Source organism: Actinomadura mexicana, from assembly GCF_900188105.1.
Taxonomy (GTDB): domain Bacteria; phylum Actinomycetota; class Actinomycetes; order Streptosporangiales; family Streptosporangiaceae; genus Spirillospora; species Spirillospora mexicana.
The window spans coordinates 539,650-565,586 of sequence record NZ_FZNP01000003.1; the positions used below are offsets into that span (position 1 = coordinate 539,650).

The following is a 25,937-nucleotide window of genomic DNA, read 5'->3' on the forward strand; positions in this document are numbered from 1 at the left end:
CGCCGGCTCCCTCACACGCTGATCGTGGACCCGGCCGGCTCGGCCTCCCCGGCGGGCCGCCGCCGGGGCCCGCCGGGCGCCCCCGTACCGCCCGTCACGGTGCCGGCCAGCACGGTGCCGACCAGCACGGTGTCGACCAGCACGGTGCCGATCGCCGCGGCGCCCAGCGCCGCTCCGATCCAGGCCGTGGACGGGTAGCCCTTCCCCGCGTCGAGCGCGAGCCCGCCGAGCCACGGGCCCACCGTGATGCCGATGTTGAACGCGACGACGTTCCCGGCCGCGACCAGCGTCGACGCGCCGTCCACCATCCCGAACGCCCGCGAGTTGAGGGTCGGGTTCGTCCCGAATCCGACGAACCCCAGGAGGAACACCAGGACCACCACGGGCAGGGGCGACCGCGCCGCCAGGGCGAGCAGGACGGACACGACGGTGAGTCCGGCGAAGCCCGCGTACAGCGTGGGGACGCCCCACCGGTCGGCCGTCCGGCCGCCGAGCGTGATCCCGATGAGCGCGCCGACGCCGTAGAGGGCGAGCACGCCGGGGACCCACCCCTCCGCGATCCCCGTCGTCTCCGTCAGGAACGCGCCCAGGTAGCCGAAGACGGCGAGGAGCCCGCTCGTGGCCAGGGCCGTCGTCCCGTACAGCAGCCACAGGCGGGGGACGGCCATCGCGCGCACCTCGTCCCGCACCCGGGGCGGCGCGGCGCCCGCACGCGCGGCGGGGATCGTCGCGACCACCCCCGCCATCGCGGCGGCCGACATCGCCGCGACCGCCCAGAACGCCGCCCGCCAGCCGAGATGCTGCCCGACCACCGTCCCGGCGGGCAGTCCGACGATCGCCGCGACCGTGAGGCCGCCCGCGACGACGCCCATCGCCTTCCCGCGCGCGTCGCGCGGCACGAGGTTCACGGCGGTCGCCGCCGCCACCGCCCAGAACCCCGCGTAGACGAACGCGCCGACGATCCGCATCGCGAACAGCGTCCAGTACCCCGGCGTGAGCGCGCTGACCACGTGCGTCAGCGCGAAGACCGCGAGGAACGCCAGCATCGCCCGCCGGTGCGGCCAGCGCATCGTCAGGACGGCGAGCAGCGGCGCCCCGGCCAGCATCCCGATCGCGAACGCCGAGATCAGCCATCCGGCGGCCGGCACGGACACGCCGAGGTCGTGCGCCATGCCGGGCAGCAGCCCCGCCAGCATCAGCTCGGACGTGCCCTGCGCGAAGATCGCCAGCCCCAGCACGTAGACGGCCAGTGGCATCGGTGTCCTCCTGTGGTGTGAGCGCCGTGGTGAGCGAGGATTGTATTGGATAGATCAGTACAAAATTCGGGCGGGAAAAAGGGCGGCTCACCGGCCGCCCGGGTCAGAGGGAGTGCATCGCGGTGTCCGCGATGGCCCTGAGGGTGTCGGGGCCGGCGCCGCCGCGCGCGGCCACCTGGATACCGCTGATCGTCGAGATCATGAAGTGCGCCAGCGCACCCGCGTCCTTGGCGGCGTCGATCTCGCCGTCGCGCATCCCGTCCTCGATCGCCGCCTTGAGGGCGGCGAACCGCCGCCGCCGGTCCCGTTCCAGCCGCTCGGCGATGTCGGGGTCGTGCGGACCGAGCTCCACCGTCGCGTTCACGACCAGGCATCCGGACGGGTCGTCCTCGTCCGGTTCGGCGGCCCAGTCCATGACCGCCCGGAGGCGCTCGCGGACCGTGCCCTCATCGCCCTGCAAGTGGTCGATGAGCCGGGTGGTCCGCACGTCCATGTACCGCGTCAGCGCCTTGACGAACAGATCGCGCTTGCTGGCGAACGTGTTGTAGATGCTGCTGCGCCCGAGGCCGGTCGCCGCGCACAACTCCTGCGTCGACGTCGCCTCGTAGCCGTCCGCCCAGAAGGCCCGCATGGCCGCCTCCACGGCCAGCGCCTCGTCGAACTTCCTCGGCCGTGCCATGGGATCACCGTAACACGTTATGGACAGCTCGATCCAATATCATCCGGTCGGATTGCCGAGCCGGACGAGCCGCTGCCGCCCGGGATGCGCCAGCAGGGCGTCACCCGCCTCCAGGGGGCCCTGCAAGGTCGTGGGCACGTCCCAGAGATCCGCTTCCTGGCCGCCCACGCGGCCGGTCAGCAGGGCGGGTGCGCCGAGTCTCCGGAGCAACGCGACCACGGGGTCGAGCGGCTCCCCGGCCGTGATCTGGTGGTGGGCGAGGACGAGGTGGACGCCGTGCTCGCGCATCGTCCGAAGGACGGGAACGGCCGCCGCGAGCGGATCGTCCCTGACCGGGCGCCGGCGGTGCGCCACGAGCACGTACACCTCGGGACCCGTGCCGCCGAGGGGAATCTCAGCGCTCCGTATGACCTCGTCCAGCAGCCCGCCGAACTCCTCCGGCGACGCCGTGTACCGTACGCCGGCCTGTCTCCGCGCCTCCGCGTCCGCCAGGTCATGCGGGCTCATGTAGGTGTCCAGGACGTAGACGAGGCGGTCCCGCTCGGTGCCGGTCGATGCGAGTTCCTCGGCCATCCTGTGCACCAGGGGAGACTTCTGGCTGTCGCTCGGTCCGCTGATGAGCAGGTGGCGATCGGTGCCGAAGTCCAGGAGCACGGGCTCGCCCGTTTCCGGATCGCTTCCGAGCCGCACGCTCGGGCTCCGTGGGATGCTCGGGGAGCGCGGCGGCGCGGCCTTCGCGTTGAAGGCGTGGACCGATCTGAAACGGTCGGTGAATCCGGGAACGGTCGAGAGCAGCGCCCACTCGCTAGGCCTCCCACAGAGGACGACCAAGGTGTTGTCCCGCGTGTTCCGCATCGCCACGACGAGCTTGTTGATTATCTCTCGATGAAGGTAATTGCTTGACGTGGCCTCCCCCGATATGTCGCGAATGAGGAGCACGCTGCCCCGGTTCGCTCTGAAGATCTCGGCGACTCGGCCGGTGGGGTCGAAGCCGTAGCGCGCGCCGGACGCATCGATGTAGGGGGTCGGTGCGTTGCCGGCGGAGTCGCCGTAACGGACCGCGACACGGTTGGCGCTCCGGCGCGGGAGGACTCCGAGTTCGGCGAGCATCCGTGCGTACAGCTTCGCGGTCATGAGCATCTCCGGCCTGTACGGGGCGGGGAAGAGCAGATGACGGAGTCGTCGGGATCTCCCGGCACGTGCGGTCTCGGCATCGTCCCGGAGGATCTCTTGCAGGGCCGCCCGCACCATCGCGCCGTCAACGGGTTCGCCCGCCATGGTCCGTTGCTCGCTCGCGATCGCCTCATCCAGGCCATCGAGGAGGCGGCGGTCGGCCCCGAGGCCGGCGCCGCCCGGAGCGGCGTCCGCCGAGGTGGGCGGGAAGTACTCGCGTGTTCGTCGGACGAAGTCGTCGACGGCCTCCCGGGGAGGTTCCGGCGCCACCGTGAAACGTCGGGGGGAGCCGCCTCCGGCGAGGAGGTAGGCCGTTCGCTCGCCGTCCGGGAACTGGAGGCTCGCCTGCCCCAGGACGCGCTGGAGCTGGTCGGGCGGTAGACGGCTCGCCGCGATTCGCCAGCCGAGCAGGGGCAGGAGGCGGTCCCAGATCGTGGTGGTCTCGACGGTGGACGAGGTGAGCAGCAGTTGGACGCCGAGCGCCCTGCCTCGCTGTGCCAGGGAGAGGAGTGTCTCGCCCACCTCGCGCCTGCTGAGCGGGAACGTGAGCGACAGATCGGCCACCACCAGCAGACGCGGCCGCGTCTCGGGCTGCGGGGTCGACAGGGCCGCGGGGCGTTCGCCCGGCTGGTAGTCGTCGAAGAAGTCCCACCAGACCCGGTCGACCGAATGAGGGTCTCGGCGGTACCGCTCGTACATCTCGTCGACCGTCCATTGGTCGGTGCCGGGATTCGCAGCCCGCGGCACGTTCTGGGACGGGCCCGCGGACCGTTCGTCGAGCTCGCCGGACAGGAGGTCGAAGAACCGCCGGAGTCTCTCCGGCGAGCCCAGCAGCTCTTCCTCCGAGTGGCGGACGTGCGGAAGGTCGATGGGCTCGCCGAGCGGATGCTCGCCCAGCCCCGCGAAGACGAACCGGAGGTCCGCCGGGGAGTATCCTGCGGCGAGGGCAAGGGTGATGGCGCGAACGACCTTTTGGCGGGCCTCCGGACTGCCGACGACCAGGCCGTGCGGAATGCCCGACGAGGCGTCCAGCGGATAGAGGCCGAGGAGATGGCCGCCCGGCCGGTAGCCGATCGTCGGACTGCGCGGCATGTCGGCGGGCAGCGCCCACGTCTCGCGCAGCATCCCGTCCGACCCGCCGCCGTTCAACCGCAGGACGTCGAACTCGGGCAGGACAGAGGGCTGGGCGGAGGACTCCTGCGCCGGAACGACGGGTTCCACGGGTCGTTGTGGCCAGGGGACCTGGCGCGCTCTCAGGCCGCGCTGCTGCATCAGCCTCACGATCGGGCGGACGGCGTCGAGTGAGATGCGTGCGGGCTCGAAGGCGGGACGGGCCTCCTGCGCGAAGATGTGGACGGACGCGAGATGATCGCCCATGCGGCTGGGAAAGCCGATGTTCCAGCCTGCGAAGCCGGAGAGTTCCGGCTGCGTGAGCGAGTCGTTCGGCGAGCAGAAGACGAATCTGAGCCCCTGGGCCGGTCCCGCTTCGCAGAGGGCGGCGAGAGGGTCCAGGAGGTTGGATCTCGCGTTCAGCAGGGGCCCGGCGTTGTCGATGACCACGACGAGGGCGGGCAGCGGGTCGAGCGGTCGGCCGCCCGCGATGGCCGCCTGGTACTCGTCCCAGGTGGTGACCCCTGCGGCCTGGAGGACGTTCTCCCGGTGCCGCCGCTCCGTCTCCAGGAAACCCGCGATCGTGCCCATCTTCCAGGAATTGACCGAGTCGGCGGAGATGGACCTGGCCACGTGGGGGAGGCGATTCAGCCCGGCGAAGGATACGCCCCCGTCGAAGTCGACGAACGCGAAGTTGAGGATGGTCGGCGCGTGGTCGAGCGCGAGGCTGAGGACGAGCGTCCGCAGCAGCGCGTCCCGGGACGCACGGGGACCGGTGATCAGGCCGTGCGGCAGGTCGGGGTGGCCGTGCAGGACGTCCACCGAGACGAGGTCGTCGCCGTCCACTCCGATCACCGCGGGGCGCGGGCCGCGGTCCCAGCCGTCGCCGACCAGTTCCTCGACCGGAGTGCCGAGAAGCTCCAGCAGGTCCGGGGCCGCAGGAGCCGGAGCGGGGGTCAGGTGGGAGCGGGCCTGCGGGGTGACAAGGGCGAAGTGGTCGGTGTCGGCGGTGAGGACGACCGGGCCGCCGTCCGCCGGCAGCAGGGCGCGGAACGTTTCGGCGGTCGTTCCGGCGCGGCGCTCGATCTCGGCGGAGACGGCTTCGAGGACGTGCCGGGTGTGCAGGGCCTCCGGGCGCGGGAGGGTGTCGAGGAGCGCCTCGCGGGCGCCGGGGACGAACTCGTAGCGCACGCCGCCGGCCGGGCGGAGCAGCCCGCTCAGCAGCACCTCAGCGAGCTGGCCCGGGCCCGAGCCGCCGAGGATCCGGTGCTGGATCAACCGCATCACCGGCAGGGACGGGACGGAGACGGCGACGTGGGCGGCCAGTTCGGCGGCGGCCGGTGAGGCGGTGGCGAGGAAGCGGCGGACGCGCTCGGCGACCGGCAGTTCCCGCTCGCGCCGCACCGGTGCCGCCCCGGACGGGCGCCCGGGCAGTATCGCGATGGCCGCTGGCTGCGGTTCGGAGCCGGAGACCAGCCGGGCCCACGCGCCGAACCAGCGCGGCGCGATCTCCAGGACGGGGACGGGCACGCCGGCCCCGGCTGCGCCGTCGTAGGGGGCGAAGCGCAGGTCGGTGTTCGGGGCGCCGGGGCGGGGGAGGACGGCGAGGCCGGGGGAGGCCGGCGCGGCGGTGCGGCGCCAGAGGCGTTCGGCCAGCGGCTGGACGATCGCGGTCGGCCCGGCCTGCGCCCAGCGGCGCACGGCCTGCACTGCGCGCCCGTTCCACCAGTGGGGGCCCGAGCAGTCGCTGAGGACGAGCACGGCCCGCCGCCCGGAGGCGTCCAGGAGCGTTCCCGGGTCCTGGGGCGGCGCCTCGGGTGCGGAGGCGACGCGGCCCTTCCCGTCGAGGTAGCCGAGGCGGACGTCCCGGAAGGCGCCCTGGCGGAGCAGCGTCTCCGCGAGCTCGCGGGCGAGGGGGCGCCACAACCGCATGGTGGGGCCGGTGTCGACGACCAGGCTGAGGCCGAGCCAGCGCTCGGGGGACGGGACGAGGACGGGCGTCCACAGGCGGGTGTCGGCGATGCGCGCGGCGGTGGCGTCCTCGTCCAGTTCGACGCGGTGCCGCGACGGGACGCGCCGCTTCAACGGGCGCAGCGCCCGCTGGACGCCGAGGGGGTCGGCCAGCATCGGCGCGGTCGGGACGAGCACCTCGGACGCGCGGCCCGCCGGCTCCGCTCCGGCGCCCGGCCGAGGGTGGAGCTCGGTCAGCGGCTCGGACGGGCGCGGCGCGGCGGGCTCCGGCGGTTCGGGCGGCGCAGGGGCGTCCACGGGCTCGTCCGCGACCGGAGGCGGGACCGGCGGAACGGCGAAGGGCCGCTCCGCGGGCGGGGAGACGTGGCAGGCGAGCCACAGCATCTCGCTCAGTTCGCGGGCGTCCGGCGGCGGCCCGATGGCCGACAGGGCGTCCCGGAGCCGGTCAATCGTCATCGACGGGCCCGGCCAGGTAGGGCATGATCCGGTCGGCGAGGGCGCGGCGGTCCTCGGTGCCGGCGTGGCGGCACAGGTAGACGGCGTTGAGGAGCTGGTCGGTGGCCAGCGTGCCGGACGCGGAGCGCTCGAAGAAGCGGCGGACGAGGTCGTCGCTCCGGTCGGCGAGCGGCCCGAGGTGCTCGCGGACGATCGCCGACAGCTCGGCCTCGCCCGACGGCTGCCGCAGCTCCACGGTGACGCAGCGCCGAAGGAAGGCGGGCGGGAACTCGCGCTCGCCGTTGCTGGTCATCACGACCAGCGGGAAAGCGCGGCAGCGGACCGTGCCGGCGGTGACGGCGGCCCGCCCGCCCGGCCCGTCGGCGGTCATGACCTCGGCGACCGGGTCGGCCCGCCGGGACAGCTCGGGCAGCTCGTACTCGCCCTTCTCGAAGATGGTGAGCAGGTCGTTGGGCAGGTCGATGTCGCTCTTGTCGATCTCGTCGACCAGCAGGACGCGCGGCCGCCGGTAGGGCAGCAGCGCCGTGCCGAGCGGGCCGAGGCGGATGTAGCGGCCGATGTCCTCCTCGCGTGCCGCGTCGCCGCGTCCCGCCGCGTCGTGCCGTCCCGCCGCGTACAGGCGGGTGAGCGGGTCGTACTGGTAGAGGCCGTCGCGGAGCGTGGTCCGGCTGGTGATGGGCCAGTGCAGGACGGGACCGAGCCCCAGTTCGTGGGCGACGGCGTAGGCGAGCGTCGACTTGCCGGTGCCGGGCGGCCCCGTCACCAGCAGCGGGCGGCGCAGGTACAGGGCGGCGTTCACCTGCTGCACGGCATCGTCGGACGGACGGTACGTGGTGGCCTGGTGCTCGTTCCCGGAACCGCCGGACGGGGGCTCCGCGGCGGGCCCGCCGTCGAACGCGCGCCACGGCGGCGGCGGAGGCAGCCGGTCGATGCCGTCGTGCGTGCGTCGGCTCCCGGTGTAGAGCAGCCAGTCGGGCACCTATGCCTCCATCGCGAGCGGGGGGTCGGGCAGCCGGGACGGATCGTCCCACAGCAGCGTCAGGTCGCGCCCGCAGTGCGGCGCGTCCTTGGGGGCGACGAGCGCGGCCCTGCGCAGCGCGAGCGCCAGCTGCGGGAGGTCGCCCGGGTGCCGGTCGCCGACAGCCGCGGTCAGCTCGTCGAGGACGCGGTGCCCCCGGCAGTCCTCGTGCGACGGCGCGTCGCAGGGGGTGCGCGTCCACATCATGACGGGGACGCCGTTGTTGAGCGCGGCCGTCAGCCAGCTGCGCACCGGACGCGACCCGTAGACCAGGACGCAGAAGTCGACGTTGGCCTCCAGCCAGTCCTGGAAGTCGCTGCCCTTGCGCGGGGCGTCGCACGCGATGGGGCGCGGGTCGCTGCGGCCGCGCTCGTTCAGCAGCCGCCAGCGGTGGTGGGCCTGGTCGCGGCGGATCGACTCGGGCCGCAGCCGCTCCACGTCCCGCACCACCACCGGGTACCTGCGCATGGGGATCTTGTTGCGCGGGTCGACGTACCACTGCTCGAACGGCTTGCCGAGCCAGCCCTCCGGCACCGCGAACTCGATCATCCACTCGCGGCCGAACAGGGCGGGCGCGAGCGCCGCCACGCCCGCCTCGACCACCGGCCGCACCCGCCGGTCCGGGACGCGCTCGGTCGGCCGCCCCGGTCCCTCGGCGCCGTCGATCCAGGTGTGCACCGTCACGTCGAAGGCGTTGTCGAACGTGGCCCGCTCCAGCCGGACGATCACCGACGCGGGCCCCGGGGACGGGACGGCGGGCGCGGCGCCGGGCAGGTGCCGCGCGGACCACGCGGCGAGCCGCCGCCGGGCGGAGCCCGGCAGGTGCGGCCCGAGCGCCGCCACGTACCGGACGAGCCGGTCCGGCTCCCAGCCCTCGGCCACGTAGCGCACCGAACCCCACGCCGACCGGAACCCGCCGAACGCCCGCCGGCCGGTGATCCGTTCGAGGTCGGCGGCGAGCGGGTCGGTGCAGCGGACGCCGTCCAGGAGTTCCCGCAGTTCGCGGCGGGCCTCGGGGGTGAGCCACCGGAGCGGCAGCAGGTCGTCCAGTTCTTCCCAGTACGTACGGATGTGCTCGATGGGCAGCATCCAGCCGAGGTCGGCCCGGTCGCCGTGCCGCAGCTCGGCGTTCGTCACCATGCCGATGACCTCGCCGGTCGCCGGGTCGTACACGGCGGACCCGCTGTAGCCCTCCTCCAGCCAGTCGCCGGGCCCGGTCTTCAGCTCCCACCACTCGCGCCGCATCCCGCGGTGCGGGAACGTCGTCACGGACGCGTGCCGCTCGTTCCGGTCGTGACGCCGCGGGAACCCGTACACCCCGAACGTCCGTCCGCCGAGGCTCCCCTCGTGCAGGCCGCCCGGCGCGGCCAGCGTGGCGGGGGTCAGCGCGACGGGCTCGCGCAGTTCGAGGACGGCGACGTCGCCGCGGTCGCCCGCCCGCCGCCAGTCGCCGCGGCGCACCACCCTGGCGGGCAGGTCCTCCAGGAGGCCGGGGAATCCGACGCGTGCCTCCTCCAGGCCGTGGACGGTGTGAGCGCAGGTCAGCAGCCGCGTCGCGGTGACGAGGAACGCCGCGCCGAGCTTGCCGCCGGACGGTGGGCCGACCCAGGCGCGCCACTGCCAGTCGTCCACGATGCCGCTACGCCTCCTCCGCGGCGCGCGGCGGCTGCCCCCACGTCATCTTGACCTTCAGGTGGCCCTCGACGGTCGTCTTCGCGATGACGGCCCCGGCGGCCGCGTTCAGCTTGACGCCGAACTCCAGCTCGATCCCGTCGGGGTCCAGGTCGCCTCCGCGCAGCGACGCGAGCGCCGCCTGCGCCGCCTCCCGGACGTTCTGGAACGCGTCCTCCAGCTTGCCCGCCGCGTCGTGCACCAGATCGCCGGCGCGGGACACCGACTGGAACCCCGGCTCCCGGTCGTCGGTCTCCACGACGATGGTCCCGTGCTCGGTCCGCCAGCGCACCAGTTCGTTCACCCGGCAAATCTAACAAGATCATGCGTTGCGGGGTGCTTTGCTGGGGAGACCGCGCCGGGAGCGGCGCGGCCACAGGAGGACAGGATGATCACCGTCGAGCAGGTGCGGGCCCTCGCGATGACGCTGCCCCGCACGTCCGAGCACCTCATCAGGGACCGGGTGAAGTTCCGCGTCGGCTCCATCGTCTACGTCGCCTTCTCGCGGGACGAGACCGTCATGGGCTTCGCGTTCCCCAAGGAGGAGCGGCTCGCCCTCGTCGAATCCGAGCCGGACAAGTTCCACCTCCCCGGCCAGTCCGACATGCGTTTCCACTGGGTGCACGCATGGACGGCGGCGCTGGACGAGGCCGAGATGGAAGAGCTCGTCATCGACGCGTGGCGCATGGTCGTCCCGAAGAAGGTCGCCGCCGCCCGCCTCGGCCTTCAGGACGGATGACGCCCTTCCAGCGAGCGCGGGGGTGATTCGAAGAGCGTCCCGGCGGCGCGGGTGATGTCGTCCGACGCGGCCGGCAGGAGCCGCGCCATGCGCCCGGTGGACAGGCTGCCGGTGCGGCCTGTCACGCCGAGACAGCCGATCAACCCGCCGCCCGGGCCGCGCACCCCGGTGGCGACGCAACTGAAGCCGAGCCGGCACTGCTCGTGCTCGACCGCGATCGCGGTGTCGCGCACCGCCCTGAGCTCGTCCAGGAAACGCGGCCAGGACATGGTGCCGCGCGGGGTCTGCGGCGCCGGCGGCCGTCCGCGCAGGCCCTCCAGCAGGTCGGGCCGCTCGGCGAGCACCACCCGCCCGAGCGCGGACGTCTGCAGCGCCGCGCTGCGCGGGTCGTTCGGCCATTCCCCGCGCCGCACGTCGGGGGCCCGGTTGGCGCCGAACGCCATGCCCATGAACGTGATCGAGCCGTCGCTGATCTCGCAGACCCACACGATCTCCCCGGTACGGGCGAACAGGTCCTGCACGTGCGGGGTGGCGGCGTGGAGCAGACCCTGCTGGAAGGCCGCGCGCCTCCCCAGGTCCAGCAGGTGCGAGCCCAGCCGGTAGCGCCCGTCGGGGGACCGCTGCAGCATCCGCCGGGCCACCAGGTCGGCGGCGATGCGGCGCACCGTGGGCTTGGGGACGCCGACCTCGCGCGTGAGATCGGCCAGCGTCATCGGCCCGCCGTGGGCGGCGACCGCGTCGAGGACGGCGACGACGCGTCCGGTCACGGTGCGGTCGTCCATGCCCTCCATGTTCGTGGCCGGGCGGACGAAAAGCCACCGGTGGGTCACTCAGTGACACGCTCCCGTGGCGTCCGGAAGCGGTCTCGGTGACCGTGGCGAGGACGGCGCCGCGCCGCGGGTGCCCTCGCCGCACCGGAGTCCCGACCGCACTGGGGGAACCAGCCCATGACCCAGCCCTACCGTCAGGCGGCCCACCGCCCCAACGTCCTGCTCCTCCTGCTCGGCCTGCTCCTGATCGTCATCGGCGCCGCGGCGATGCTGCTCGGGTTCCTCTACGGCGTCCAGGCGGTCCTCGGCACCGGCCTCGGGTCCGACCTCGGCTCCGCCGATCTGAGCGACGCCGGCGGCGACCTGGAACCGCTGGTCGACGGCTTCACCGTCGTCATCGTCGGCTGCACCGTGCTGACGATCGGCCGCTACCTGTGGCGCGGCGCCCGCCGGCGCGGCGCCCGCGACCGGATCGGCCGCCTCCTGATCATCCTCGGGTACCTCGTCGTCTGCGCGGCGCTGGTGATCTTCACCCGCTTCGTGCTGTCCGCGCTGGACGCCGGCGACCCCGGCGAGGGAGAGAAGATCCTCTTCAGAGGCCTGATCGCGTGCGCGGCGGTGTGCGTTCCCGGCCTGCTCCTGGCCCTGCCCGGCCTGCGGATGGCGAAGGAGCGCCCGCTGATGGAGGCCGAGGTGGAGGTGAACCGCCCCGGGCCTCCACCGCCGCCCCCACCGCCGCCGCCACGCCCCTACATGCGTTGACCGGCGCGGCCTCAGTGCGGCGGCGGCAGCGGGTCGACGGCGTTGCCGGCGCCGCAGCCGCCCTCGCCCGCCATCCGCTGCGTGCGGGGCGGAGTCCACACGCTGGTGCGGCCCGGCGCCACCCGGGCCAGGACGCAGTCGAAGGCGTCCGACCCGTAGGGCCTCACGGTGAGGGCCACGCCGACCACGTCGCCCCCGGTCGCGAACTCGCGCCGGATCGCCGGGTCGAGCCGCAGCGATCCGACCGCCGCACGGACCTTCGCCTCGTCCGCCCCGCCTCCCTTCGGGACCCGGGGCAGCGCCTTGCGCAGCCGCTCGAACGGGATCTGCGGCGTCTTCGGCCACGGCTTGAACGTCAGCGGGCCCCCGGACGGGCACGCCACCTGCCGGGTCCCGTACCGCTGCCATTCGGTGGTGGTCGAGAACCGCATCTCGAAGCATCTCCGCACGGTGATCGTCGAGGTCGTGAACCAGCCGCCGTCCGGCGCCGTCCCGGACGTCCGGAGCACCAGCCGCACCCCGTCCCCGGCGGTCGAGACGCCGGACACCCGCATGACCTCCACGCCGTCGAGGTCCGCCGCCCGGTGCCCGACGTCCTGCGCGGGCCGCACCCGGGAGTCGTAGACCCGGTCGCCGGCCCGCTCGGCGGCCTTCCGCGCGTCGGTGGCGGCCACGTCCTCGGAGCTCCGGCCCACCTGCCCGCACCCGGCGGCGAGCAGGACGACCAGCGGGATCACGAATCGGCGCATGCGCCCAATGTTCCCGTCGGCCGCCGCGCGGCGGTATCCGCTCTCGTACTCAGACTCAACCGGCATCGTGTCAGGCGTCCGCCGGCTGCACCTCGGGCGCCGCCCCGGCCGGCTCGGTCTCCGGCGCGGCCGGGACCGGATGGCGGCGGCCCCACGCCAGCGCGGCGGCGAAGCACGCGAACGGCAGGGCGGGCAGCATGTAGCGGTAGTCGAAGTCGACCGTGACCGGAGGGATGGCCAGGAGGGCGACACCGGACGTCCAGAACAGCGCCGTCCGCGCGCGCGCCCGCCGCCACACGATTCCGGCCGCGCCCGCGAGCAGCACCCCGCCGAGCACCGTCCCCGGCACGCTCACGTGCTTCTGGTAGTCGCGCAGCACGCCGGCGTACGGCTCGACGACATGCGTGCGGCCCGTTCCATGCGAGTACTCGTACACGACCGCCCCCCGCTCGCCGCCCCCGTAGACGGGCAGTTCCGGCTTGCGCGCCGTGGGCCGCGTGGGGAAGTGGTACCTGGCCTCGGTGCCCACGGTCGGGTAGCGCGACCGGTGCCACGAGAACGTCCGGACGAAGAAGTCGTAGGAGACCACGCGCAGGTAGTCGAGCGGCTGGTTCTTGATCGCCCACACCGCGAACCGCTGCGCCCGCGCGTTGGTCTCCTCGTCGAACGCCCGCCCGTTGGACCAGCCGGTCGGCGAGTTGTCCTCCCAGATCTGGTGGGACGAGGCGGGCCGGTCGCCCTTGGCGCCGTACGGGCACAGCCTCGCCAGGTCCGGAGGGGGCGTGAACGCGTCGCAGTCGGCGAACGCCGCCGTCCGCCCCCACAGGAAGATGCCGTCCACGCCCGTCATCTGGAACCGGCCGTGCTCCCGCTGGAACCACGTCGCGTACGCCCCGACGGGCAGCGCGAACGTCACGGCGAGCGCCACGTACACCGGCCACCGCGTCCGCCTGAGCAGCAGGTAGAGGACGGCGATCAGGAACAGCGGCACCCCCACGGTCCGCGTGACGGCCGCCACGCCGAGCAGCGCGCCCACCAGCGCGGCCCGCCGCCACCCGGCCTCCCCCGGCTTCGCCAGCAGCAGCATCGCGCCGAACACCAGGACGGTGAACAGGGTGTCCGACAGCAGCAGGTGCTCGAGTTCGACCTGGAAGGCGTCGAGCAGCATCGGGGCGACCGCCAGCGCCGCCCACGTCCGCCGCACCTCGAAGTCGCGGACCAGCATCCGGTACCCGAGCACCGCCAGCCCGAGGACCGCCGCATGCTGGAGCACCGTCACCAGCGCCAGGCTGTGGAACGGCTTCAACGTCCACAGGAAGAGCCCGTACCCGGACGGCCTCAGCGGGTGGGGGAACGGGTCGTCCGCGATCCGGACGAAGTCGTAGCTGTCGTTGAACCACAGCACGCCCCGGAACCCCACCATGGCGAGCACCCGCAGCGCGACGCCCACGAGGAGCACCGCGCAGAACAGCCAGTTGCGGCGAACGGTCGAAGGGGAGAACGACACCGGGAACCTAACTGTGGGACGTGCGGGCGGACCGAATCCTGCGCCGGTCCGGGGCCGGCGGCGTCACGCCGGGGCGGGCCACCATGTCACTCGCCACCGCCCATGCATCGGCCGAGATCCTATCAGCGCCGTCCCGGCCCCTCCGTGCCGTCCGCCGCGGATGGCCAGGTGGCGACGATATTCGGCCGTCCCCCCCGGCTTGGAATCCGGGGCCGGCGCCGACCCTGCCGGCGGGCGGTGCGTTGACGATGGCCGGGAGTGCGGGACGGTAGTGGCCGGGACGGGCCGTCAACGAGCCGTCCCTCCACCACAAACAAAAGACCAGAAGGAGACCTGTCATGGCATTGAGGCGAAGTCGAGGAGAACAAGAACGGCTCAGTGAAACCCAGCAGGCTTGCGGGACCAAGGCCGAGGAGTACACACTCCTGGCCCTGCGTACGACCGACCCCATCGTCAGGGAAGGTGCCAGGCAGATGGCCGCGGCGAGCAATCGCAACGCCGGGCAGACGCTCATGGAGTCGCTGGCGGACCCGGATAACGAGGTCACACCCGAGATGCGGGCGGCGCGGCAGGCGCTGCAGGACGGCGCCTGATCAACTCAACGGCCGGCGACCGTAACCCTGCCGGCTGAAACACCCATAGAAGCGGGCCCCCTGTGGGCCGCTTCTATGGGACCGGCCCCTCGGGGCCCGCCACTGCGCAGGGGTGGTCGCGTCCATGCCGACCGGCCGCACCACCGGCACCGGCCTCGCGATCAGGTGGCCTTCGCGTCCGCCGTCAGGTAGTCCGCCCGGCCCTCGTCGTCGAGCTCGAACGGGCCCTTCGGGATGATGCAGAACTCGTTTCCCTCGGGGTCGGCCATGACGAGGAAGCCTCCGGGGTCGTACTCGGTCAGCCGCCGTCCGCCCAGCGCCTCCACTCTGGCCTGCTCGGCGGCTGGATCCTCCGACTCCAGATCCAGGTGCAGCCGGTTCTTCGCGGCTTTGTCGCCGCCGGCGCGCTGGAAGCCCACGCCCAGACCGTTTCTGCGTTCCAGCCAGACGTACGGTCCGGAACGCGCGACGACCGGCCGGTCGAGCAGTTCGCTCCAGAAGGCCGCCAGCCGATCCGGGTCAGCGGAGTCGACGATCACGCAGTTGATGTCCATGTTCACCAACCTGCCAGGAAAGGTCCCGGGATGCCGGCAGCGGCTCCGCGCGCCGGCGCCGCTCGATCTCGGCGTCGGAGGTCCCGGCGGGGATGTCGACCTGGAACCGGACGAGGTACTCCATGTCGTAGGCCGGTCTGCCCGTTCGACCGTAAGGCCCTGATCGCCTGGGGGAGCGTACCAAAACTCCCATTGTTGAGATTTTGGAGCAAATTAAAGTGGTTTTATAGGAATTGGTGCCTTGTGGTGTGAATGTGGGTATCAGGACAGCCGGGGCCTGCGAGTGGAAAGTGTCGATCGGCCCCGCGGGTCGCCCGCAGTAAAGGCCGGCGGCTTCACGGCACCAGCTGACGAGCGAGGGGATGACCATGAGAACGATGTCCCACTTCTCCGCATCGGCGCAGCGCAGGAGGGAGCGGCCGACCGCCCCGCTGCCCGAGAACGCGAAGGGGCCTGAGATCCCGGACGCCGGGTACGTCATGAAGGAGATCGCCGACGGCGTCTTCTGGCTCAGCGACGGCCAGTACGGGAACATGTTCGTGGTCCATGACGAAGGGGTCATCGCGGTCGACGCGCCCCCGACGCTCGGGCACGACATCCTGCGCGCCATCAAGCGGGTGACCGGCAAGCCCATCACACACGTGATCTACAGCCACGAGCACGGTGACCATGTCGGCGGCATGTCGATCTACCCCGATTCCGTCCCCCGCTACGCCCAGGGCATCGTCGCCCAGCGGCTGGAGGCGCTCGCCGACCCGGATCGGCCTCTCCCCACGGAGGTCTTCGATCACACCCTCACCATCGAGGCCGGCGACCACACCGTCCATCTGGACTACCCCGGCCCCAACCACAGCGAGGGGAACAGCCTGATCTATCTCCCGAAGCAACGGGTCGTGATGCTGGTCGACGTCATCTTCCCCGGCTGGGTGCCGTTCTCGAACCTGGCGCTGTCGGCCAACCTGCCCGGGGTGTTCGCCCTGTACGACAAGGTCCTGGGATACGACTTCGACCAGCTGGTCGGCGGCCACGTCAACCGCCCCGGGACGCCCGAGGACGTGCGCACCCAGATCGAGTACATGAACGACCTGCGCACCACCACCGAGGCGGCGCTCTCGAACGTGGACCTTGAGTCGGTCATGGCGCCGGTCGACACCGAGAACGGCTGGGCCGTCTTCCGCGCCTATCTGGACGCGGTGGCGGCGCAGGCGGCCGACGACGTCGTCCCCCGTTGGCTGGACCGCCTGGGCGGCGCGGATGTGTTCACGCTGCCCAACGCATGGGCGATGGCCGAGTCGCTGCGGCTGGACTACAACTCCCTCGGCCCGTTCGGCATCAAGCCCTGAGCCGGTGCGGGCACAGCCACGCTCATGAACAGGAGCCCGGCGTCCTGCGCCTACCTGGGCAGGGTGAGGATCTCGGCTCCGTCGTCGGTGATGGCGATCGTGTGCTCGCTGTGGGCCGTCCGGCAGCCCGTCGCGCTCCGGAGCGTCCACCCGTCGGCGTCGGTGACGAGTTCGGCGGTGTCCGCCATGATCCACGGCTCCAGGGCGAGCAGCAGACCGGGACGCAGCCTGTATCCGCGGCCGGGCCGTCCGGTGTTCGACACGTGCGGGTCCTGGTGCATCGTCGATCCGATGCCGTGACCCCCGAACTCGGTGTTGATCGGGTATCCGGCCTCGCGGAGGACCGAGCCGATGGCGTGGGAGATGTCGCCGACGCGGGCCCCGGGGGCGGCGGCGGCTATCCCCGCGCTCAAAGCGCGTTCGGTCGCGCTGATCAGCGCGACGCTCTCCGGGGGCTTCGACTCGCCCACGATGAAGCTGATGGCGGAGTCCGCGGCGACCCCTCCCAGGGAGACCGCGAGGTCGAGCGTCAGCAGGTCGCCGTCGGCGAGCGCGTAGTCGTGGGGCAGCCCGTGGAGCACGGCGTCGTTGACGGCGGTGCAGATGTAGTGGCCGAACGGCCCGCGTCCGAAGGACGGCTCGTAGTCGACGTAGCAGGACTGCGCCCCGGCGTCGACGATCATGGACTCGGCCCACCGGTCGATGTCCAGGAGGCTCGTGCCGACCGTGGTGCGGCTCCTGAGCGTCTGCAGGATGTCGGCGACCAGGGCGCCGGTGTCCTTGGCTCGGGCCACTTCGCTGGGGTTCAGGATCTCGATCATGCGACGCCCATCCTAGGCAACCAATAACTATACCGGCCATACTATACCGGTATTAGAATAGGGGCCATGGTCAGGTTGCCGCTCACTCCCGCGGAGCTCGAACGCGGGCAGCGCCTCGGCGCGCTCCTGCGCCGGGCCAGGGGAGAGCGCTCGATGCTCGCCACCGCGCTCGACGCACGCGTCTCGCCCGAGACGCTCCGCAAGATCGAGTCGGGCCGCGTGGCCACCCCCGCCTTCACGACCATCGCCGCGATCGCCGGCGTCCTCGGCCTCTCCCTCGACGAGGTGTGGGCCGAGATCAGCCGGCCCGAACGCGACGTCGAGCCCACCGGTTCCGGCGCCTGAGCGGGTCGGAAGGTCGGGGCATCGCGGGTGGCCTCACCTTGCGCGGGGTGCCGCCTCCTCCAGGTCGTCGACGCCGCCGGACATGATCGTGCGGACGTGCTCGGTGATGTGCTGGAGCGGCCAGTCCCACCAGGCCAGGGCCAGCAGGCGGGCGACGTCGGCGTCGCCGTGGCGGCGGCGGATGAGCCGGGCCGGGTTGCCGCCGACGATGCCGTAGTCGGGGACGTCGTCGACGACGACGGAGCCGGAGGCGACGATCGCTCCATGGCCGATGCGCACGCCGGGCATCACCGTGGCCCGGTAGCCGAACCAGACGTCGTGGCCGACCACGGTGTCGCCCCGTCCGGGCAGGCCGGTGATGAGGTCGAAGTGCTCGGCCCAGGAGCCGCCCATGATCGGGAACGGGAAGGTCGAGGGCCCGTCCATGCGGTGGTTGGCGCCGTTCATGATGAACCGCACTCCCTCGCCCAGCGCGCAGAACTTCCCGATCACGAGCCGCTCCGGCCCGTAGTGGTACAGCACGTTGCGGGTCTCGAAAGCGGTCGGATCGTCCGGGTCGTCGTAGTAGGAGAACTCTCCGACCTCGATCAGCGGCGAGGTGACCAGCGGCTTCAGCAGCACCACCCGCGGCTGGCCGGGCATCGGATGCACGACGGTCGGGTCGGCGGGGACGAGTGGCATGACGGGTCGCTTCCTTGTTGACGAGGTGTCTGCGGGCTTGGCGGACGTCAGGCGCCGGCCGCGGGCATCGGAGTCGCCTCCAGGGCCGGGTGGCCGCCCTTCCGGCGCCGGCGCAGCCGCCGATCATGGCTGACGCTCGGTGTCGGCGAGCCCTGCCGCTAATGCGACATCTGTTACATTAAGATACTGCCATGCCGCCGTCCCATCGAGCAACCGGACCACCTGCGATGACTCCCCGAACACCACGACCGGAGGGCGCCCGGCCCGCGCCGCCGCCCCGGCCCCGCCCCGGCGGCCGCACCGCCCGCACCCGTGCGCAGGTGCTCGAAGCGGTCCTCGCCGAGCTCGGCGAACACGGGTATGACGGGCTCACCATGGAGGCCGTCGCCGCCCGCGCCGGCGTGCACCGCGCCACGGTCTACCGGCGCTGGAGCGACGTCGGCGGCCTGCTCGCCGACGCCCTCGACGCGGCCGGCGACGACGACTGGCGACCCCCGGACGGCGGCTCGCTGGAAGGCGACCTGACGGCCCTGAACCAGGAGATCCAGGCGGCCATGGCCGCGGAGCCGCCGATCATGGCGGCCCTCATCGCCGCCTCGTTCCGCTCCGAGAAGGCCGCCCGCGCCCAGCGACGGCTCTGGGAGGACCGCTACGCCCGCTGCGAGGTCGTCGTCACCCGGGCCGTCCGGCGCGGCGAACTACCGCCGGACACCGACGCCCGGCGCCTGCTCATCGCCGCCACCGCACCGCTGTACCACCACCTGGTGCTCCTCCGAACCCCGCCCGACCCGGCCCTGCCCGCCCACGCGGCCAGGACCGCCGCCCTGGCCGCGACCGCCGGCGCCTTCACCGTCCCTCCAGGCGACGCACCCGAGTAGGGCCGAACGCGCGTCCACCGGATTCCCGCTAACTGATCTTGTAGGCCCCGCTCGGGGACGATGCCGGCTGAGATGTCCCCGCGCGGCCCGCGGGGAGTCGGACCGCGACGCGGAGGCCGCCGGTGGGGCAAGGGGTGATGTCGAGGGTCCCGTCGTGTGCTCGGACGATGCTGTGCACGATCGCCAGCCCGAGGCCGACGCCGGCGTGCTCGTCGTTGCGCGTGCGCTGCGTGCCGCGCTGGAAGGGTTCGGTGAGGGTCGGGACCAGTTCCGGTGGGACCCGATGGCCGGTGTTCACGACCCGCAGCACGCTCGCGTCGTGCTGCGATTCGGTGTGGACCGTCACGGTGCCGCCGGAGACGAGGTTGTGGACGACGGCGTTCTGGACGAGGTTGGTCACCATCCGCAGGATGAGCGCCGCGGAGCCGACGGTCTGCGCCCTCTCGCCGGTGACGTCGAGCACGACCCGGCGCTGTTCGGCGAGGGGGAGCAGCGTTTCGGCGGCTTCTTCGGCCATGAGGGACAGGTCGACGTTCTCGCGGCTGAAGCTCCTGCGATCGCTGCGGCTGAGCAGCAGGAGGGCCTCGGTGAGATCGATCGCCCGCGTGTTGACGCTGTGGAGGCGTTCGATGAGTTCGCCCTGGTCCCGCGTGGGGTCGGTGCGGGCGACGTCGAGCAGCGTCTGGGAGATCGCCAAGGGGGTGCGCAGTTCGTGGGAGGCGTTCGCGGCGAACCGTTGCTGTTCTTCGACGTGGGACTGCAGTTGTTCGAGCATGGCGTCGAACACGTCGGCGAGTTCGCGGAACTCGTCCTTGCGGCCCCGTAGCCGGATTCGGTGGGACAGCGATCCGCCCGAGGCCGTCCGTGCCGCGTCCGCGATCCGTGCGAGCGGTGCGAGCATCCGGCCGGCGAGGATCCAACCGCCCAGGAGGCCGAACACCAGGAGGAAGCCCATCGCCACGGCCGCGGCGGGGTAGAAGCCGCGCAGGAGGTCGGAGCGGTCGGGCCCGACCACGATCACGATGCCGAATTTCCGCTGGATGGCTCCGGGGTCGACATCGCGCATCCAGCGCAGCACGAACACCCAGAAAACGGCCAATAGGAGCGCGCCGCCCAGCAGGAGGAATCCGGCGTAGCTGAGCGTGAGCTTCAGGCGGGCGCTGAGCCCTGGGCGCCTATCCATGAGTGCCGCCGGGGTGGACGGGCTCGACGATCCGCACACGCATGCTCTCGATGTTACGAACCGCTGCATATCGCCGGCATATCGAAAACCCCATACGCGCCGGCAACACCGCACCGCCTTGACTGGCGGTGCGACTCGAAGGTGTGACCGTCCGATCATGAACGCGATCCACCGTGGTCGCCCCCGCGTACATGCCGACCCCGCTCAGAACCCGAGGATGCAGCAGTGACCGGCAGTGAACGAGGACAGACGATGGCGCCGGTGGACACGGCGGAGACCGGGCAAGGGGGCGCCGACCGGCACACCGGCGCCGGGAGCTGGCGCGCGGGCGTCCGCCGGGCGATCCGCGTCGGCTCCCGGCCGGGGCCCTGGAAGCGCGGCCCGGTGCTCGCGGCGGTGGCGCTGCTGCTCGGGTCGCTCATGCTGCTGCACGCGACGATCCCGAACCGGATCGGGAACCTCGGCAGCCTGGTGGAGACCTTCCTGCCGTGGTTCGGCCTGTTCGTCCCGGTGCTGCTGGCCGGGGCGCTGTGGCGCCGCTCCGCCTCCGCGGTGGCCGCGCTGCTGCTGCCGGTCATGGTGTGGCTGAACCTGTTCGGCGGGCTGCTCGGCGACAGGTCCCACCCGGGCGGTGACTTCACCCTGGTCAGTCACAACGTCGGCGCCGACAACCCCGACCCGGCCCGCACCGCCCGCGACCTGGCCGCCTCCGATGCGGACGTGCTGGCACTGGAGGAGCTGCCCCCGGAGGCCAGGGGCACGTACGAGAGCGAGCTCCGCAAGGCGTACCCGTACCACACGGTGCAGGGGACGGTCGGGCTGTGGAGCAGGCTGCCGCTTTCGGACACCCGGCCGGTCGACATCAAGACGGACGCCGGGCCGCTGGGGGAGTCCAAACCGGCCGAAGTCAAGATGCACTACAACCGGGCGCTTCGCGCCACAGTGGCCACGCAGCACGGGCCGCTCGCGGTGTACGTGGCCCACCTGGGGTCCGTGCGCGTGAATCCCAGGGCGGGCTTCTGGACGGCCCACCGGGACAGAGGCGCGCAGGCGCTCGGCGAGGCCGTCGCCGCCGAGCAGAACGAGCGGGTGGTGCTGCTCGGGGACCTGAACGGCACCATGGACGACCGCGCGTTCGCCGGCATCACCTCGCGGCTGCGCTCCGTCCAGGACGCGGCCGGGGACGGCTTCGGCTTCAGCTGGCCGGCGGCGTTCCCCGTAGCGCGGATCGACCAGATCCTGGTCCGCGGCGTGGAACCGGAAAGCTCGTGGCTGCTGCCGTCCACCGGCAGCGACCACCTTCCGGTGGCGGCCGAGATCAGCTGGTGAATCCCGTGGCGCATCACTGTCAGCGCCACATCTCAACCGGGAGAGGACCTGAACATGGACTCGGATTCGGGACGCGGTATCGGCCGGCGGCGGCTGGTCACATGGGGCGGGCTGGCCGCCGCCGGCATGGCGGCCGGCGTTCCGCCGGCGAGCGCCGGGATCGGCCACGCCGCCTCGCCCCCGACCGGCCCGTCCGGGCGTGACGAGATCCCGCCGGACACCCTGCCCGGCGGAGCCTACGACCGGTACGTGGCCAGGCTGGCCGCCGAGGGCGAGTTCTCCGGTCGGGTTCTGCTCTCGCACCGGGGCCGGACGGTGCTGTCCCGCAGCTACGGCATGGCCGACCAGGAGAGGCGGATCCGCAACCAGGAGGGCACGGCCTTCAGCCTCAGTTCGGCGGGCAAGCCGTTCTACGCGGTGGCCATGTTGCAGCTGGCCCAGCAGGGCAGGCTGCGGCTGGCGGACACCGTGGGCGTCCATCTGACCGGCTTCGCCAAGGACATCGCCGAGATGGTGAACATTCACCACCTGCTGTCCGGCACCTCCAGGCTGGACACGGTGGATGAGGACGTGCAACGCGTCTTCCAGAGCCGCGACGAGGTGCGCGAGTACTACGAGCGGCGAGCCCGCCAGGCGAAACTGGTGGGCGTCCCCGGCACTCCGAACACCTCCCACGCGGAGCCGGAGGTCACCATTTCCGCGCTGATCGTTGAGGCCGTCACCGGCATGACGTACTGGGACTACGTCCAGGAGAACATCTTCGAGCGCTGCGGCATGACCGGCTCGGGCTTCTACACCAGGCCGCAGTGGCTGACCGACGAGCGCATCGCGCACCCGCACATGGAGGTGGCCGACGGCAGCGTGGTGGACGCCCTCCGCAACCTGGACAAGGGCAGTCCGAAGCCGCACGTGCTCGGCAAGAACCCGGGCCGCGCCTTCGTCGACGCCCCCGGGGACGGCGGCTTCGCCACCGCGCCGGATCTGGCCCGTTTCGCGCACGGCCTGAGCGACGGCACGGTGCTGGAGCGGCCGTGGGCCGACGTGCTCACCGCGGCCAAGATCCCCCACGGACCGACGTCGTTCGGCGCGTACGGGATCCCGATCAGCATCGTCAACGGCCAGTGGATGTACCAGCGCGCGGGCGGCAACCCCGGAGTCGGCGCGAACTGGAGCATCTACCCGTACACCGGCTGGGTCGGCGTCATCCTCACCAACCGCGACTCCGACGGCGGGTCGCTGGTGGACGTCATGCGCCAGGAGATGAAGGCCATCACCGGCGCCGAGCCCGACCCCGGCTCGGGCGGCTGAACCAGTCTGGCGATCCTGGCTTGAGTCGTGGAGCCCCGGGCGAGTGTCCGGGGCTCCACGGCGGCCGGACGGCGTTACCGCTGCTTGAGGCCAGTCAGCAGTGCGCGGAACGCGGTTGGGTCGAGGAGGATTCTTGGTCCGTCCGGGTCCTTGGAATCCCGCACCCCTACGCCTTCAACGAGGGCAGCCAGTTCGATGCACGCTCCGCCTTGATCGTTGCTACGACTTGCCTTTCGCCAGGTCACGCCTTCCATCGGTCCATCGCCTTTCGTAGGAGGTCGCGAGAGCCGTCGACGCTCAGGGCGCGCGCCTGTAGCTCCGCGAAAGCGCGAATCACGTGCAAGATATCTTGAGTGTCGTCAGTTGTGAGGCCGCCGGGTGAGGTCTCCAGGTAAACCAATTCCTCCCGCGTCGACTGAGTGGCGATATTGAACGACCCCGAGACGCCCCGGTAGTAGGCGATCGGGGCGACCTGGATGCTGATGTTGTCTCGCTCTGACATCTTCAGCAGATGGTCACACTGACCTCGCATCACATCAGGACTGCCCACCTCTCGCATGAGCACGCTCTCCTCCATGACGGCGATGAGCCTGGGCGGTATCTCACGGAAAAGGATCTGTTGCCGACTGAGACGCCCATCGAGAGTGCTCTCGGAGACAAGAAGCACGCGGGCGTACTCCTTCGTCTGTAGCAGGCCGGGCACGAACGTTGCCTCGTAGGCGCGCAGGAGGTCGGCGGATGCTTCGGCTTCGGAGTAGTCGGCGAAGAACTTCGGGTAGCTCGCCGCGCGCAGGTGCTTGGTCCAGGCCGTCGTGAGCTGGTCGCCAGTGCCCAATGCCTGGTCCAGACGCTGGGCGAAGTCTTTGCGACACCGGGTGTTGCCGCTCTCGACCTGCGAGACGTAAGAGGGCGTCACCGATATGCGGTTGGCGAGTTCTGTCCGGGTGATGCCGACGTCTTCCCGAAGGCGTCTGACTTCTGCGCCGAAAGCCCTCAGGGCGGGGGACGGCTTGCGCTTGGCCATGACGGAGACCTCCAGCGGCTCTGAACTGGAATTAAGTGATTTTGAGTCCTCGGTGTGCGTCTCGGGGCTTGCGTGCTCACATTACGCCGTGGAGTGGATTCTGTGCGGGGAGTTACCGGGAATCGGAGGTGATCGGTTATGGAGTGCCCCGCGGAGATCGTGGTGCCGGTTCGGGCCGAGTCGGTGAAAGTGGCCCGGGACTGGATCGAGGCCGTCCTGGGGACGTGGGGCCAGGACGCCTATGTGGCGAAGGTCGTGGTGTCGGAACTGGTGACGAACGTCTTGCGGCACACCAGGAGCGCGACGGCGACCGTGCGGGTCGTCCGAGCGGACAAGGGAACGGTCGTGGAGGTCTTCGACTCCTCCAACGCCCTGCCGGTGGCGGGCTCGGCGAACCTGCTGAGCGAGGGCGGACGCGGCCTGGCGATGCTGGGCTTCCTCGTCAAGGAATGGGGTGCGCAGCCACTCGGAGGCGGCGGGAAGGCGGTGTGGGCGCTGCTCCCTGAAAGCACGTCATGAACGAGCCCGACGCACCGGTGTCCCTACGCGAGCGTTACCCGTCCTGGGGCATCTCCCTGTACCGAGGCTGACCCCTCCATGCCGCGTCGGGTTCAGCTGTCAGGGTGGACGCTGTTGATCACTATGGTTTCGCCCATGACCAGGTAGTACACCGTGATGTCGTCTCGGGTGACCATGTAGTGCGCGAACTCCAGGTCCTCGATGCCGAGTGGTTTGGCGTCAGGCGGAACCGGGTCGGTGAGCAAGGACATGATCACCAGTTGGATCGCGGTGCGATAGTGCGGTGCCATCGCGGAGATCTGCAGCCGGATGGATCTGGAGATGGTGAGGTGGTCAGGCAAGCCAGTCCCCTGAGGCGATCTGCTCACGGGTGTAGACCTCGTAACCCGGCGGGGTCTTGCCGGCTTCCAGGTGGGGCCGGATGCGCGTGGCCTCCCGATCCGCTTCTCGGGCCGCGCGCTCAAGACGGAGTTCCTGGAGTTCCCGCCACTCCTGCTCTGTGACCAGTACGACCGGATCCTTGCCGTTCTTGGTGATACGGGGATGTGCGGCCCGGTGGACGACGGCTGCGTGGAGATCGCCGAGCCGCACGCGGGCTTCTTTGATCGGGTAGGACTCCATTGTTCGACCATAGTGCACATAGTGATCAGAGTGCACACTTTGTACATCGTAGATGGTGTGAGTCGGTTGGGCCTGCGCGCTGACGGTTCGCCGGGTGGCGATGGGCGGGTCAGCCGCCGGTGTTGGTCTGGATCTCGCTGACGATCAGGGGGGTGGGCTGGGAGGTCATGGTCTGGTCGTCGAGGGTGCCGCCGGCGGGGTCGCAGTCGGCGCCCTGGCAGGTCCAGGTGATCTTCCAGGTGATGGTGGCGGTGATCTGCCAGGCGCCGCCCGGCTGGCCGGCCGAGGAGCGCTTGTAGGTGTAGCCGCAGGTCTTTCCGTCCTTGCTGCCCGCGTCCTGGCAGACGATCTGTGTCTCGCCGAGGTTCCAGGTGACGGACGAGGGGGTCGCCGTCGCCTGGACGGTCTGGGCGCCCACCGTGATCGGCTGGGTCCGGACGACGGTGAAGCCGTCCACCCACAGGGACGTCCGCAGCCGGACGAAGGTCTTGGTCCTGGGGGCCGTGTGGACGGTCGGCACGGGGAACTGGGCCGAGGCCCTGGCCTGCTGCACCAGCGTCCAGGTGTCGGGCGGCGCGGCCGCGGGCGGCGCGTTGCCGGCGGGGCCGTCGACGGTTTCCACGTCCTGGTTGTCGATCAGGCCCAGGGGGGCGGGTGGGGCCACCGGGCCGCTCCCGCCGCCCGATCCGCCTCCGCCCGTCCCGCCTCCGCCTCCGCCGCCTCCGCCGGTCACGCCGGACAGGTTGCAGTCGAGACCCTTGTTCGCGCTGCCGCATCCGTCGGCGAGGGCTTCGGCCGGGAACGCGAAGGTGGAGAGGAGGGCTGCCGCCACGGTGATGCCCGACGCCACGCGGCGCCGGGTGGGGGTGTGAGACAT

27 protein-coding genes are annotated in these 25,937 nt (G+C 71.7%); 9 read left to right on the forward strand and 18 right to left on the reverse strand.

All coding sequences use genetic code 11. The features are described from left to right. Nucleotides 1-11: 11 nt before the first annotated feature. The 6 genes from CHC11_RS10905 to CHC11_RS10930 form a co-directional block, all read right to left on the reverse strand. Nucleotides 12-1,256: a Cmx/CmrA family chloramphenicol efflux MFS transporter gene (locus tag CHC11_RS10905; RefSeq protein WP_089311512.1), complete on the reverse strand. Its 1,245-nt coding sequence runs from the start codon at nt 1,254-1,256 to the stop codon at nt 12-14. Between the two features lie 103 nt (nt 1,257-1,359). Beyond that, on the reverse strand, nt 1,360-1,935 hold the full coding sequence (locus tag CHC11_RS10910) for a TetR/AcrR family transcriptional regulator (protein ID WP_089311513.1): 576 nt from the start codon (nt 1,933-1,935) through the stop codon (nt 1,360-1,362). A gap of 39 nt (nt 1,936-1,974) precedes the next feature. Beyond that, on the reverse strand, nt 1,975-6,645 hold the full coding sequence (locus CHC11_RS10915; protein WP_089311514.1) for an SAV_2336 N-terminal domain-related protein: 4,671 nt from the start codon (nt 6,643-6,645) through the stop codon (nt 1,975-1,977). Continuing rightward, nucleotides 6,635-7,624, reverse strand: coding sequence for an AAA family ATPase (locus tag CHC11_RS10920; protein WP_089311515.1), 990 nt, complete (start codon nt 7,622-7,624; stop codon nt 6,635-6,637). The genes CHC11_RS10915 and CHC11_RS10920 overlap by 11 nt, the downstream gene beginning before the upstream one ends. Further along, nucleotides 7,625-9,295 carry a VMAP-C domain-containing protein gene (locus CHC11_RS10925; RefSeq protein WP_179278783.1) on the reverse strand — a complete coding sequence of 557 codons (1,671 nt, stop codon included), beginning with the start codon at nt 9,293-9,295 and terminating at the stop codon, nt 7,625-7,627. A gap of 7 nt (nt 9,296-9,302) precedes the next feature. Then, nucleotides 9,303-9,638 (reverse strand): CU044_2847 family protein, encoded by a 336-nt coding sequence (locus CHC11_RS10930; RefSeq protein WP_089311517.1) that lies wholly within the window; start codon nt 9,636-9,638, stop codon nt 9,303-9,305. An 84-nt stretch (nt 9,639-9,722) separates the two neighbouring features. Here CHC11_RS10930 and CHC11_RS10935 point away from each other — a divergent pair, with 84 nt between their 5' ends. Next, nucleotides 9,723-10,073, forward strand: coding sequence for an MmcQ/YjbR family DNA-binding protein (locus CHC11_RS10935; protein WP_089311518.1), 351 nt, complete (start codon nt 9,723-9,725; stop codon nt 10,071-10,073). On the opposite strand, the gene CHC11_RS10940 is transcribed toward CHC11_RS10935, so the two are convergent. Beyond that, nucleotides 10,061-10,855, reverse strand: a complete 795-nt coding sequence (locus CHC11_RS10940) for an IclR family transcriptional regulator (RefSeq protein ID WP_179278784.1) — start codon at nt 10,853-10,855, stop codon at nt 10,061-10,063. The two genes, CHC11_RS10935 and CHC11_RS10940, sit on opposite strands and share 13 nt — an antisense overlap. Before the next feature lie 165 nt (nt 10,856-11,020). On the opposite strand from CHC11_RS10940, the gene CHC11_RS10945 reads away from it, so the two are divergent. After that, complete coding sequence (locus CHC11_RS10945) at nt 11,021-11,605, forward strand: hypothetical protein (RefSeq protein WP_089311520.1); 585 nt, start codon at nt 11,021-11,023, stop codon at nt 11,603-11,605. Between the two features lie 11 nt (nt 11,606-11,616). Here the strand turns inward: CHC11_RS10945 and CHC11_RS10950 are convergent, their stop codons facing one another. Together CHC11_RS10950 and CHC11_RS10955 are read right to left on the reverse strand one after the other, a co-directional pair. Then, entirely contained in the window at nt 11,617-12,354 is a 738-nt protein-coding gene (locus CHC11_RS10950; RefSeq protein WP_089311521.1) for a hypothetical protein, read from the reverse strand. A 70-nt stretch (nt 12,355-12,424) separates the two neighbouring features. After that, nucleotides 12,425-13,861 (reverse strand): hypothetical protein, encoded by a 1,437-nt coding sequence (locus tag CHC11_RS10955; RefSeq protein ID WP_089311522.1) that lies wholly within the window; start codon nt 13,859-13,861, stop codon nt 12,425-12,427. A 338-nt stretch (nt 13,862-14,199) separates the two neighbouring features. Here CHC11_RS10955 and CHC11_RS10960 point away from each other — a divergent pair, with 338 nt between their 5' ends. Continuing rightward, nucleotides 14,200-14,454 (forward strand): hypothetical protein, encoded by a 255-nt coding sequence (locus tag CHC11_RS10960; protein ID WP_089311523.1) that lies wholly within the window; start codon nt 14,200-14,202, stop codon nt 14,452-14,454. Nucleotides 14,455-14,615: 161 nt separating this feature from the next. On the opposite strand, the gene CHC11_RS10965 is transcribed toward CHC11_RS10960, so the two are convergent. After that, complete coding sequence (locus CHC11_RS10965; RefSeq protein ID WP_089311524.1) at nt 14,616-15,008, reverse strand: VOC family protein; 393 nt, start codon at nt 15,006-15,008, stop codon at nt 14,616-14,618. A gap of 368 nt (nt 15,009-15,376) precedes the next feature. Between CHC11_RS10965 and CHC11_RS10970 the strand changes: the two genes are divergently transcribed. Continuing rightward, the gene (locus CHC11_RS10970; protein ID WP_179278785.1) at nt 15,377-16,351 is read left to right on the forward strand and encodes an MBL fold metallo-hydrolase; all 975 of its coding nucleotides are present in this window, start codon (nt 15,377-15,379) and stop codon (nt 16,349-16,351) included. Nucleotides 16,352-16,401: 50 nt separating this feature from the next. Here CHC11_RS10970 and map read toward each other — a convergent pair whose 3' ends face one another. Further along, nucleotides 16,402-17,172 (reverse strand): type I methionyl aminopeptidase, encoded by a 771-nt coding sequence (gene map / locus CHC11_RS10975; protein ID WP_089311526.1) that lies wholly within the window; start codon nt 17,170-17,172, stop codon nt 16,402-16,404. 66 nt (nt 17,173-17,238) lie between these two features. On the opposite strand from map, the gene CHC11_RS10980 reads away from it, so the two are divergent. Further along, nucleotides 17,239-17,517, forward strand: coding sequence for a helix-turn-helix domain-containing protein (locus CHC11_RS10980; RefSeq protein ID WP_089311527.1), 279 nt, complete (start codon nt 17,239-17,241; stop codon nt 17,515-17,517). A gap of 33 nt (nt 17,518-17,550) precedes the next feature. On the opposite strand, the gene CHC11_RS10985 is transcribed toward CHC11_RS10980, so the two are convergent. After that, nucleotides 17,551-18,198, reverse strand: a complete 648-nt coding sequence (locus tag CHC11_RS10985; protein ID WP_089311528.1) for a CatB-related O-acetyltransferase — start codon at nt 18,196-18,198, stop codon at nt 17,551-17,553. Between the two features lie 227 nt (nt 18,199-18,425). Here CHC11_RS10985 and CHC11_RS10990 point away from each other — a divergent pair, with 227 nt between their 5' ends. Then, nucleotides 18,426-19,076: a TetR/AcrR family transcriptional regulator gene (locus CHC11_RS10990; RefSeq protein ID WP_089311529.1), complete on the forward strand. Its 651-nt coding sequence runs from the start codon at nt 18,426-18,428 to the stop codon at nt 19,074-19,076. Between the two features lie 28 nt (nt 19,077-19,104). On the opposite strand, the gene CHC11_RS10995 is transcribed toward CHC11_RS10990, so the two are convergent. Next, nucleotides 19,105-20,259 carry a sensor histidine kinase gene (locus tag CHC11_RS10995; RefSeq protein WP_089311530.1) on the reverse strand — a complete coding sequence of 385 codons (1,155 nt, stop codon included), beginning with the start codon at nt 20,257-20,259 and terminating at the stop codon, nt 19,105-19,107. Between the two features lie 252 nt (nt 20,260-20,511). On the opposite strand from CHC11_RS10995, the gene CHC11_RS11000 reads away from it, so the two are divergent. Together CHC11_RS11000 and CHC11_RS11005 are read left to right on the forward strand one after the other, a co-directional pair. Continuing rightward, nucleotides 20,512-21,588: an endonuclease/exonuclease/phosphatase family protein gene (locus CHC11_RS11000; protein WP_089311531.1), complete on the forward strand. Its 1,077-nt coding sequence runs from the start codon at nt 20,512-20,514 to the stop codon at nt 21,586-21,588. Nucleotides 21,589-21,642: 54 nt separating this feature from the next. Beyond that, nucleotides 21,643-22,896 carry a serine hydrolase domain-containing protein gene (locus CHC11_RS11005; RefSeq protein WP_089311532.1) on the forward strand — a complete coding sequence of 418 codons (1,254 nt, stop codon included), beginning with the start codon at nt 21,643-21,645 and terminating at the stop codon, nt 22,894-22,896. A 74-nt stretch (nt 22,897-22,970) separates the two neighbouring features. Here the strand turns inward: CHC11_RS11005 and CHC11_RS11010 are convergent, their stop codons facing one another. Beyond that, nucleotides 22,971-23,150 (reverse strand): DUF397 domain-containing protein, encoded by a 180-nt coding sequence (locus CHC11_RS11010; RefSeq protein WP_089311533.1) that lies wholly within the window; start codon nt 23,148-23,150, stop codon nt 22,971-22,973. Continuing rightward, the gene (locus CHC11_RS11015) at nt 23,138-23,920 is read right to left on the reverse strand and encodes a helix-turn-helix domain-containing protein (protein WP_089311534.1); all 783 of its coding nucleotides are present in this window, start codon (nt 23,918-23,920) and stop codon (nt 23,138-23,140) included. Before CHC11_RS11015 ends, CHC11_RS11010 begins: the two co-directional genes overlap by 13 nt. A gap of 138 nt (nt 23,921-24,058) precedes the next feature. On the opposite strand from CHC11_RS11015, the gene CHC11_RS11020 reads away from it, so the two are divergent. Next, nucleotides 24,059-24,439, forward strand: a complete 381-nt coding sequence (locus CHC11_RS11020; protein WP_089311535.1) for an ATP-binding protein — start codon at nt 24,059-24,061, stop codon at nt 24,437-24,439. 92 nt (nt 24,440-24,531) lie between these two features. On the opposite strand, the gene CHC11_RS11025 is transcribed toward CHC11_RS11020, so the two are convergent. The 3 genes from CHC11_RS11025 to CHC11_RS11035 form a co-directional block, all read right to left on the reverse strand. Further along, on the reverse strand, nt 24,532-24,780 hold the full coding sequence (locus CHC11_RS11025; RefSeq protein ID WP_089311536.1) for a hypothetical protein: 249 nt from the start codon (nt 24,778-24,780) through the stop codon (nt 24,532-24,534). Continuing rightward, complete coding sequence (locus CHC11_RS11030) at nt 24,773-25,060, reverse strand: type II toxin-antitoxin system Phd/YefM family antitoxin (protein WP_089311537.1); 288 nt, start codon at nt 25,058-25,060, stop codon at nt 24,773-24,775. The genes CHC11_RS11025 and CHC11_RS11030 overlap by 8 nt, the downstream gene beginning before the upstream one ends. A 109-nt stretch (nt 25,061-25,169) precedes the next feature. Next, on the reverse strand, nt 25,170-25,937 hold the full coding sequence (locus tag CHC11_RS11035) for a hypothetical protein (protein WP_179278786.1): 768 nt from the start codon (nt 25,935-25,937) through the stop codon (nt 25,170-25,172).

What these genes read in the sequence shown, in the direction of transcription:
- CHC11_RS10950 (WP_089311521.1), bottom strand. Translation starts at nt 12,354, where the DNA reads ATGCGCCGATTCGTGATCCCGCTGGTCGTCCTGCTCGCCGCCGGGTGC.
- CHC11_RS10945 (WP_089311520.1), top strand. Translation starts at nt 11,021, where the DNA reads ATGACCCAGCCCTACCGTCAGGCGGCCCACCGCCCCAACGTCCTGCTC.
- CHC11_RS11005 (WP_089311532.1), top strand. Translation starts at nt 21,643, where the DNA reads ATGGACTCGGATTCGGGACGCGGTATCGGCCGGCGGCGGCTGGTCACA.
- map (WP_089311526.1), bottom strand. Translation starts at nt 17,172, where the DNA reads ATGATCGAGATCCTGAACCCCAGCGAAGTGGCCCGAGCCAAGGACACC.
- CHC11_RS10980 (WP_089311527.1), top strand. Translation starts at nt 17,239, where the DNA reads ATGGTCAGGTTGCCGCTCACTCCCGCGGAGCTCGAACGCGGGCAGCGC.
- CHC11_RS10905 (WP_089311512.1), bottom strand. Translation starts at nt 1,256, where the DNA reads ATGCCACTGGCCGTCTACGTGCTGGGGCTGGCGATCTTCGCGCAGGGC.
- CHC11_RS10915 (WP_089311514.1), bottom strand. Translation starts at nt 6,645, where the DNA reads ATGACGATTGACCGGCTCCGGGACGCCCTGTCGGCCATCGGGCCGCCG.
- CHC11_RS10935 (WP_089311518.1), top strand. Translation starts at nt 9,723, where the DNA reads ATGATCACCGTCGAGCAGGTGCGGGCCCTCGCGATGACGCTGCCCCGC.
- CHC11_RS11010 (WP_089311533.1), bottom strand. Translation starts at nt 23,150, where the DNA reads ATGGAAGGCGTGACCTGGCGAAAGGCAAGTCGTAGCAACGATCAAGGC.
- CHC11_RS11000 (WP_089311531.1), top strand. Translation starts at nt 20,512, where the DNA reads ATGGCGCCGGTGGACACGGCGGAGACCGGGCAAGGGGGCGCCGACCGG.
- CHC11_RS10990 (WP_089311529.1), top strand. Translation starts at nt 18,426, where the DNA reads ATGACTCCCCGAACACCACGACCGGAGGGCGCCCGGCCCGCGCCGCCG.
- CHC11_RS10960 (WP_089311523.1), top strand. Translation starts at nt 14,200, where the DNA reads ATGGCATTGAGGCGAAGTCGAGGAGAACAAGAACGGCTCAGTGAAACC.
- CHC11_RS10995 (WP_089311530.1), bottom strand. Translation starts at nt 20,259, where the DNA reads ATGGATAGGCGCCCAGGGCTCAGCGCCCGCCTGAAGCTCACGCTCAGC.
- CHC11_RS10965 (WP_089311524.1), bottom strand. Translation starts at nt 15,008, where the DNA reads ATGGACATCAACTGCGTGATCGTCGACTCCGCTGACCCGGATCGGCTG.
- CHC11_RS11020 (WP_089311535.1), top strand. Translation starts at nt 24,059, where the DNA reads ATGGAGTGCCCCGCGGAGATCGTGGTGCCGGTTCGGGCCGAGTCGGTG.
- CHC11_RS10910 (WP_089311513.1), bottom strand. Translation starts at nt 1,935, where the DNA reads ATGGCACGGCCGAGGAAGTTCGACGAGGCGCTGGCCGTGGAGGCGGCC.
- CHC11_RS10985 (WP_089311528.1), bottom strand. Translation starts at nt 18,198, where the DNA reads ATGCCACTCGTCCCCGCCGACCCGACCGTCGTGCATCCGATGCCCGGC.
- CHC11_RS11030 (WP_089311537.1), bottom strand. Translation starts at nt 25,060, where the DNA reads ATGGAGTCCTACCCGATCAAAGAAGCCCGCGTGCGGCTCGGCGATCTC.
- CHC11_RS10940 (WP_179278784.1), bottom strand. Translation starts at nt 10,855, where the DNA reads ATGGACGACCGCACCGTGACCGGACGCGTCGTCGCCGTCCTCGACGCG.
- CHC11_RS10970 (WP_179278785.1), top strand. Translation starts at nt 15,377, where the DNA reads ATGAGAACGATGTCCCACTTCTCCGCATCGGCGCAGCGCAGGAGGGAG.
- CHC11_RS11015 (WP_089311534.1), bottom strand. Translation starts at nt 23,920, where the DNA reads ATGGCCAAGCGCAAGCCGTCCCCCGCCCTGAGGGCTTTCGGCGCAGAA.
- CHC11_RS11035 (WP_179278786.1), bottom strand. Translation starts at nt 25,937, where the DNA reads ATGTCTCACACCCCCACCCGGCGCCGCGTGGCGTCGGGCATCACCGTG.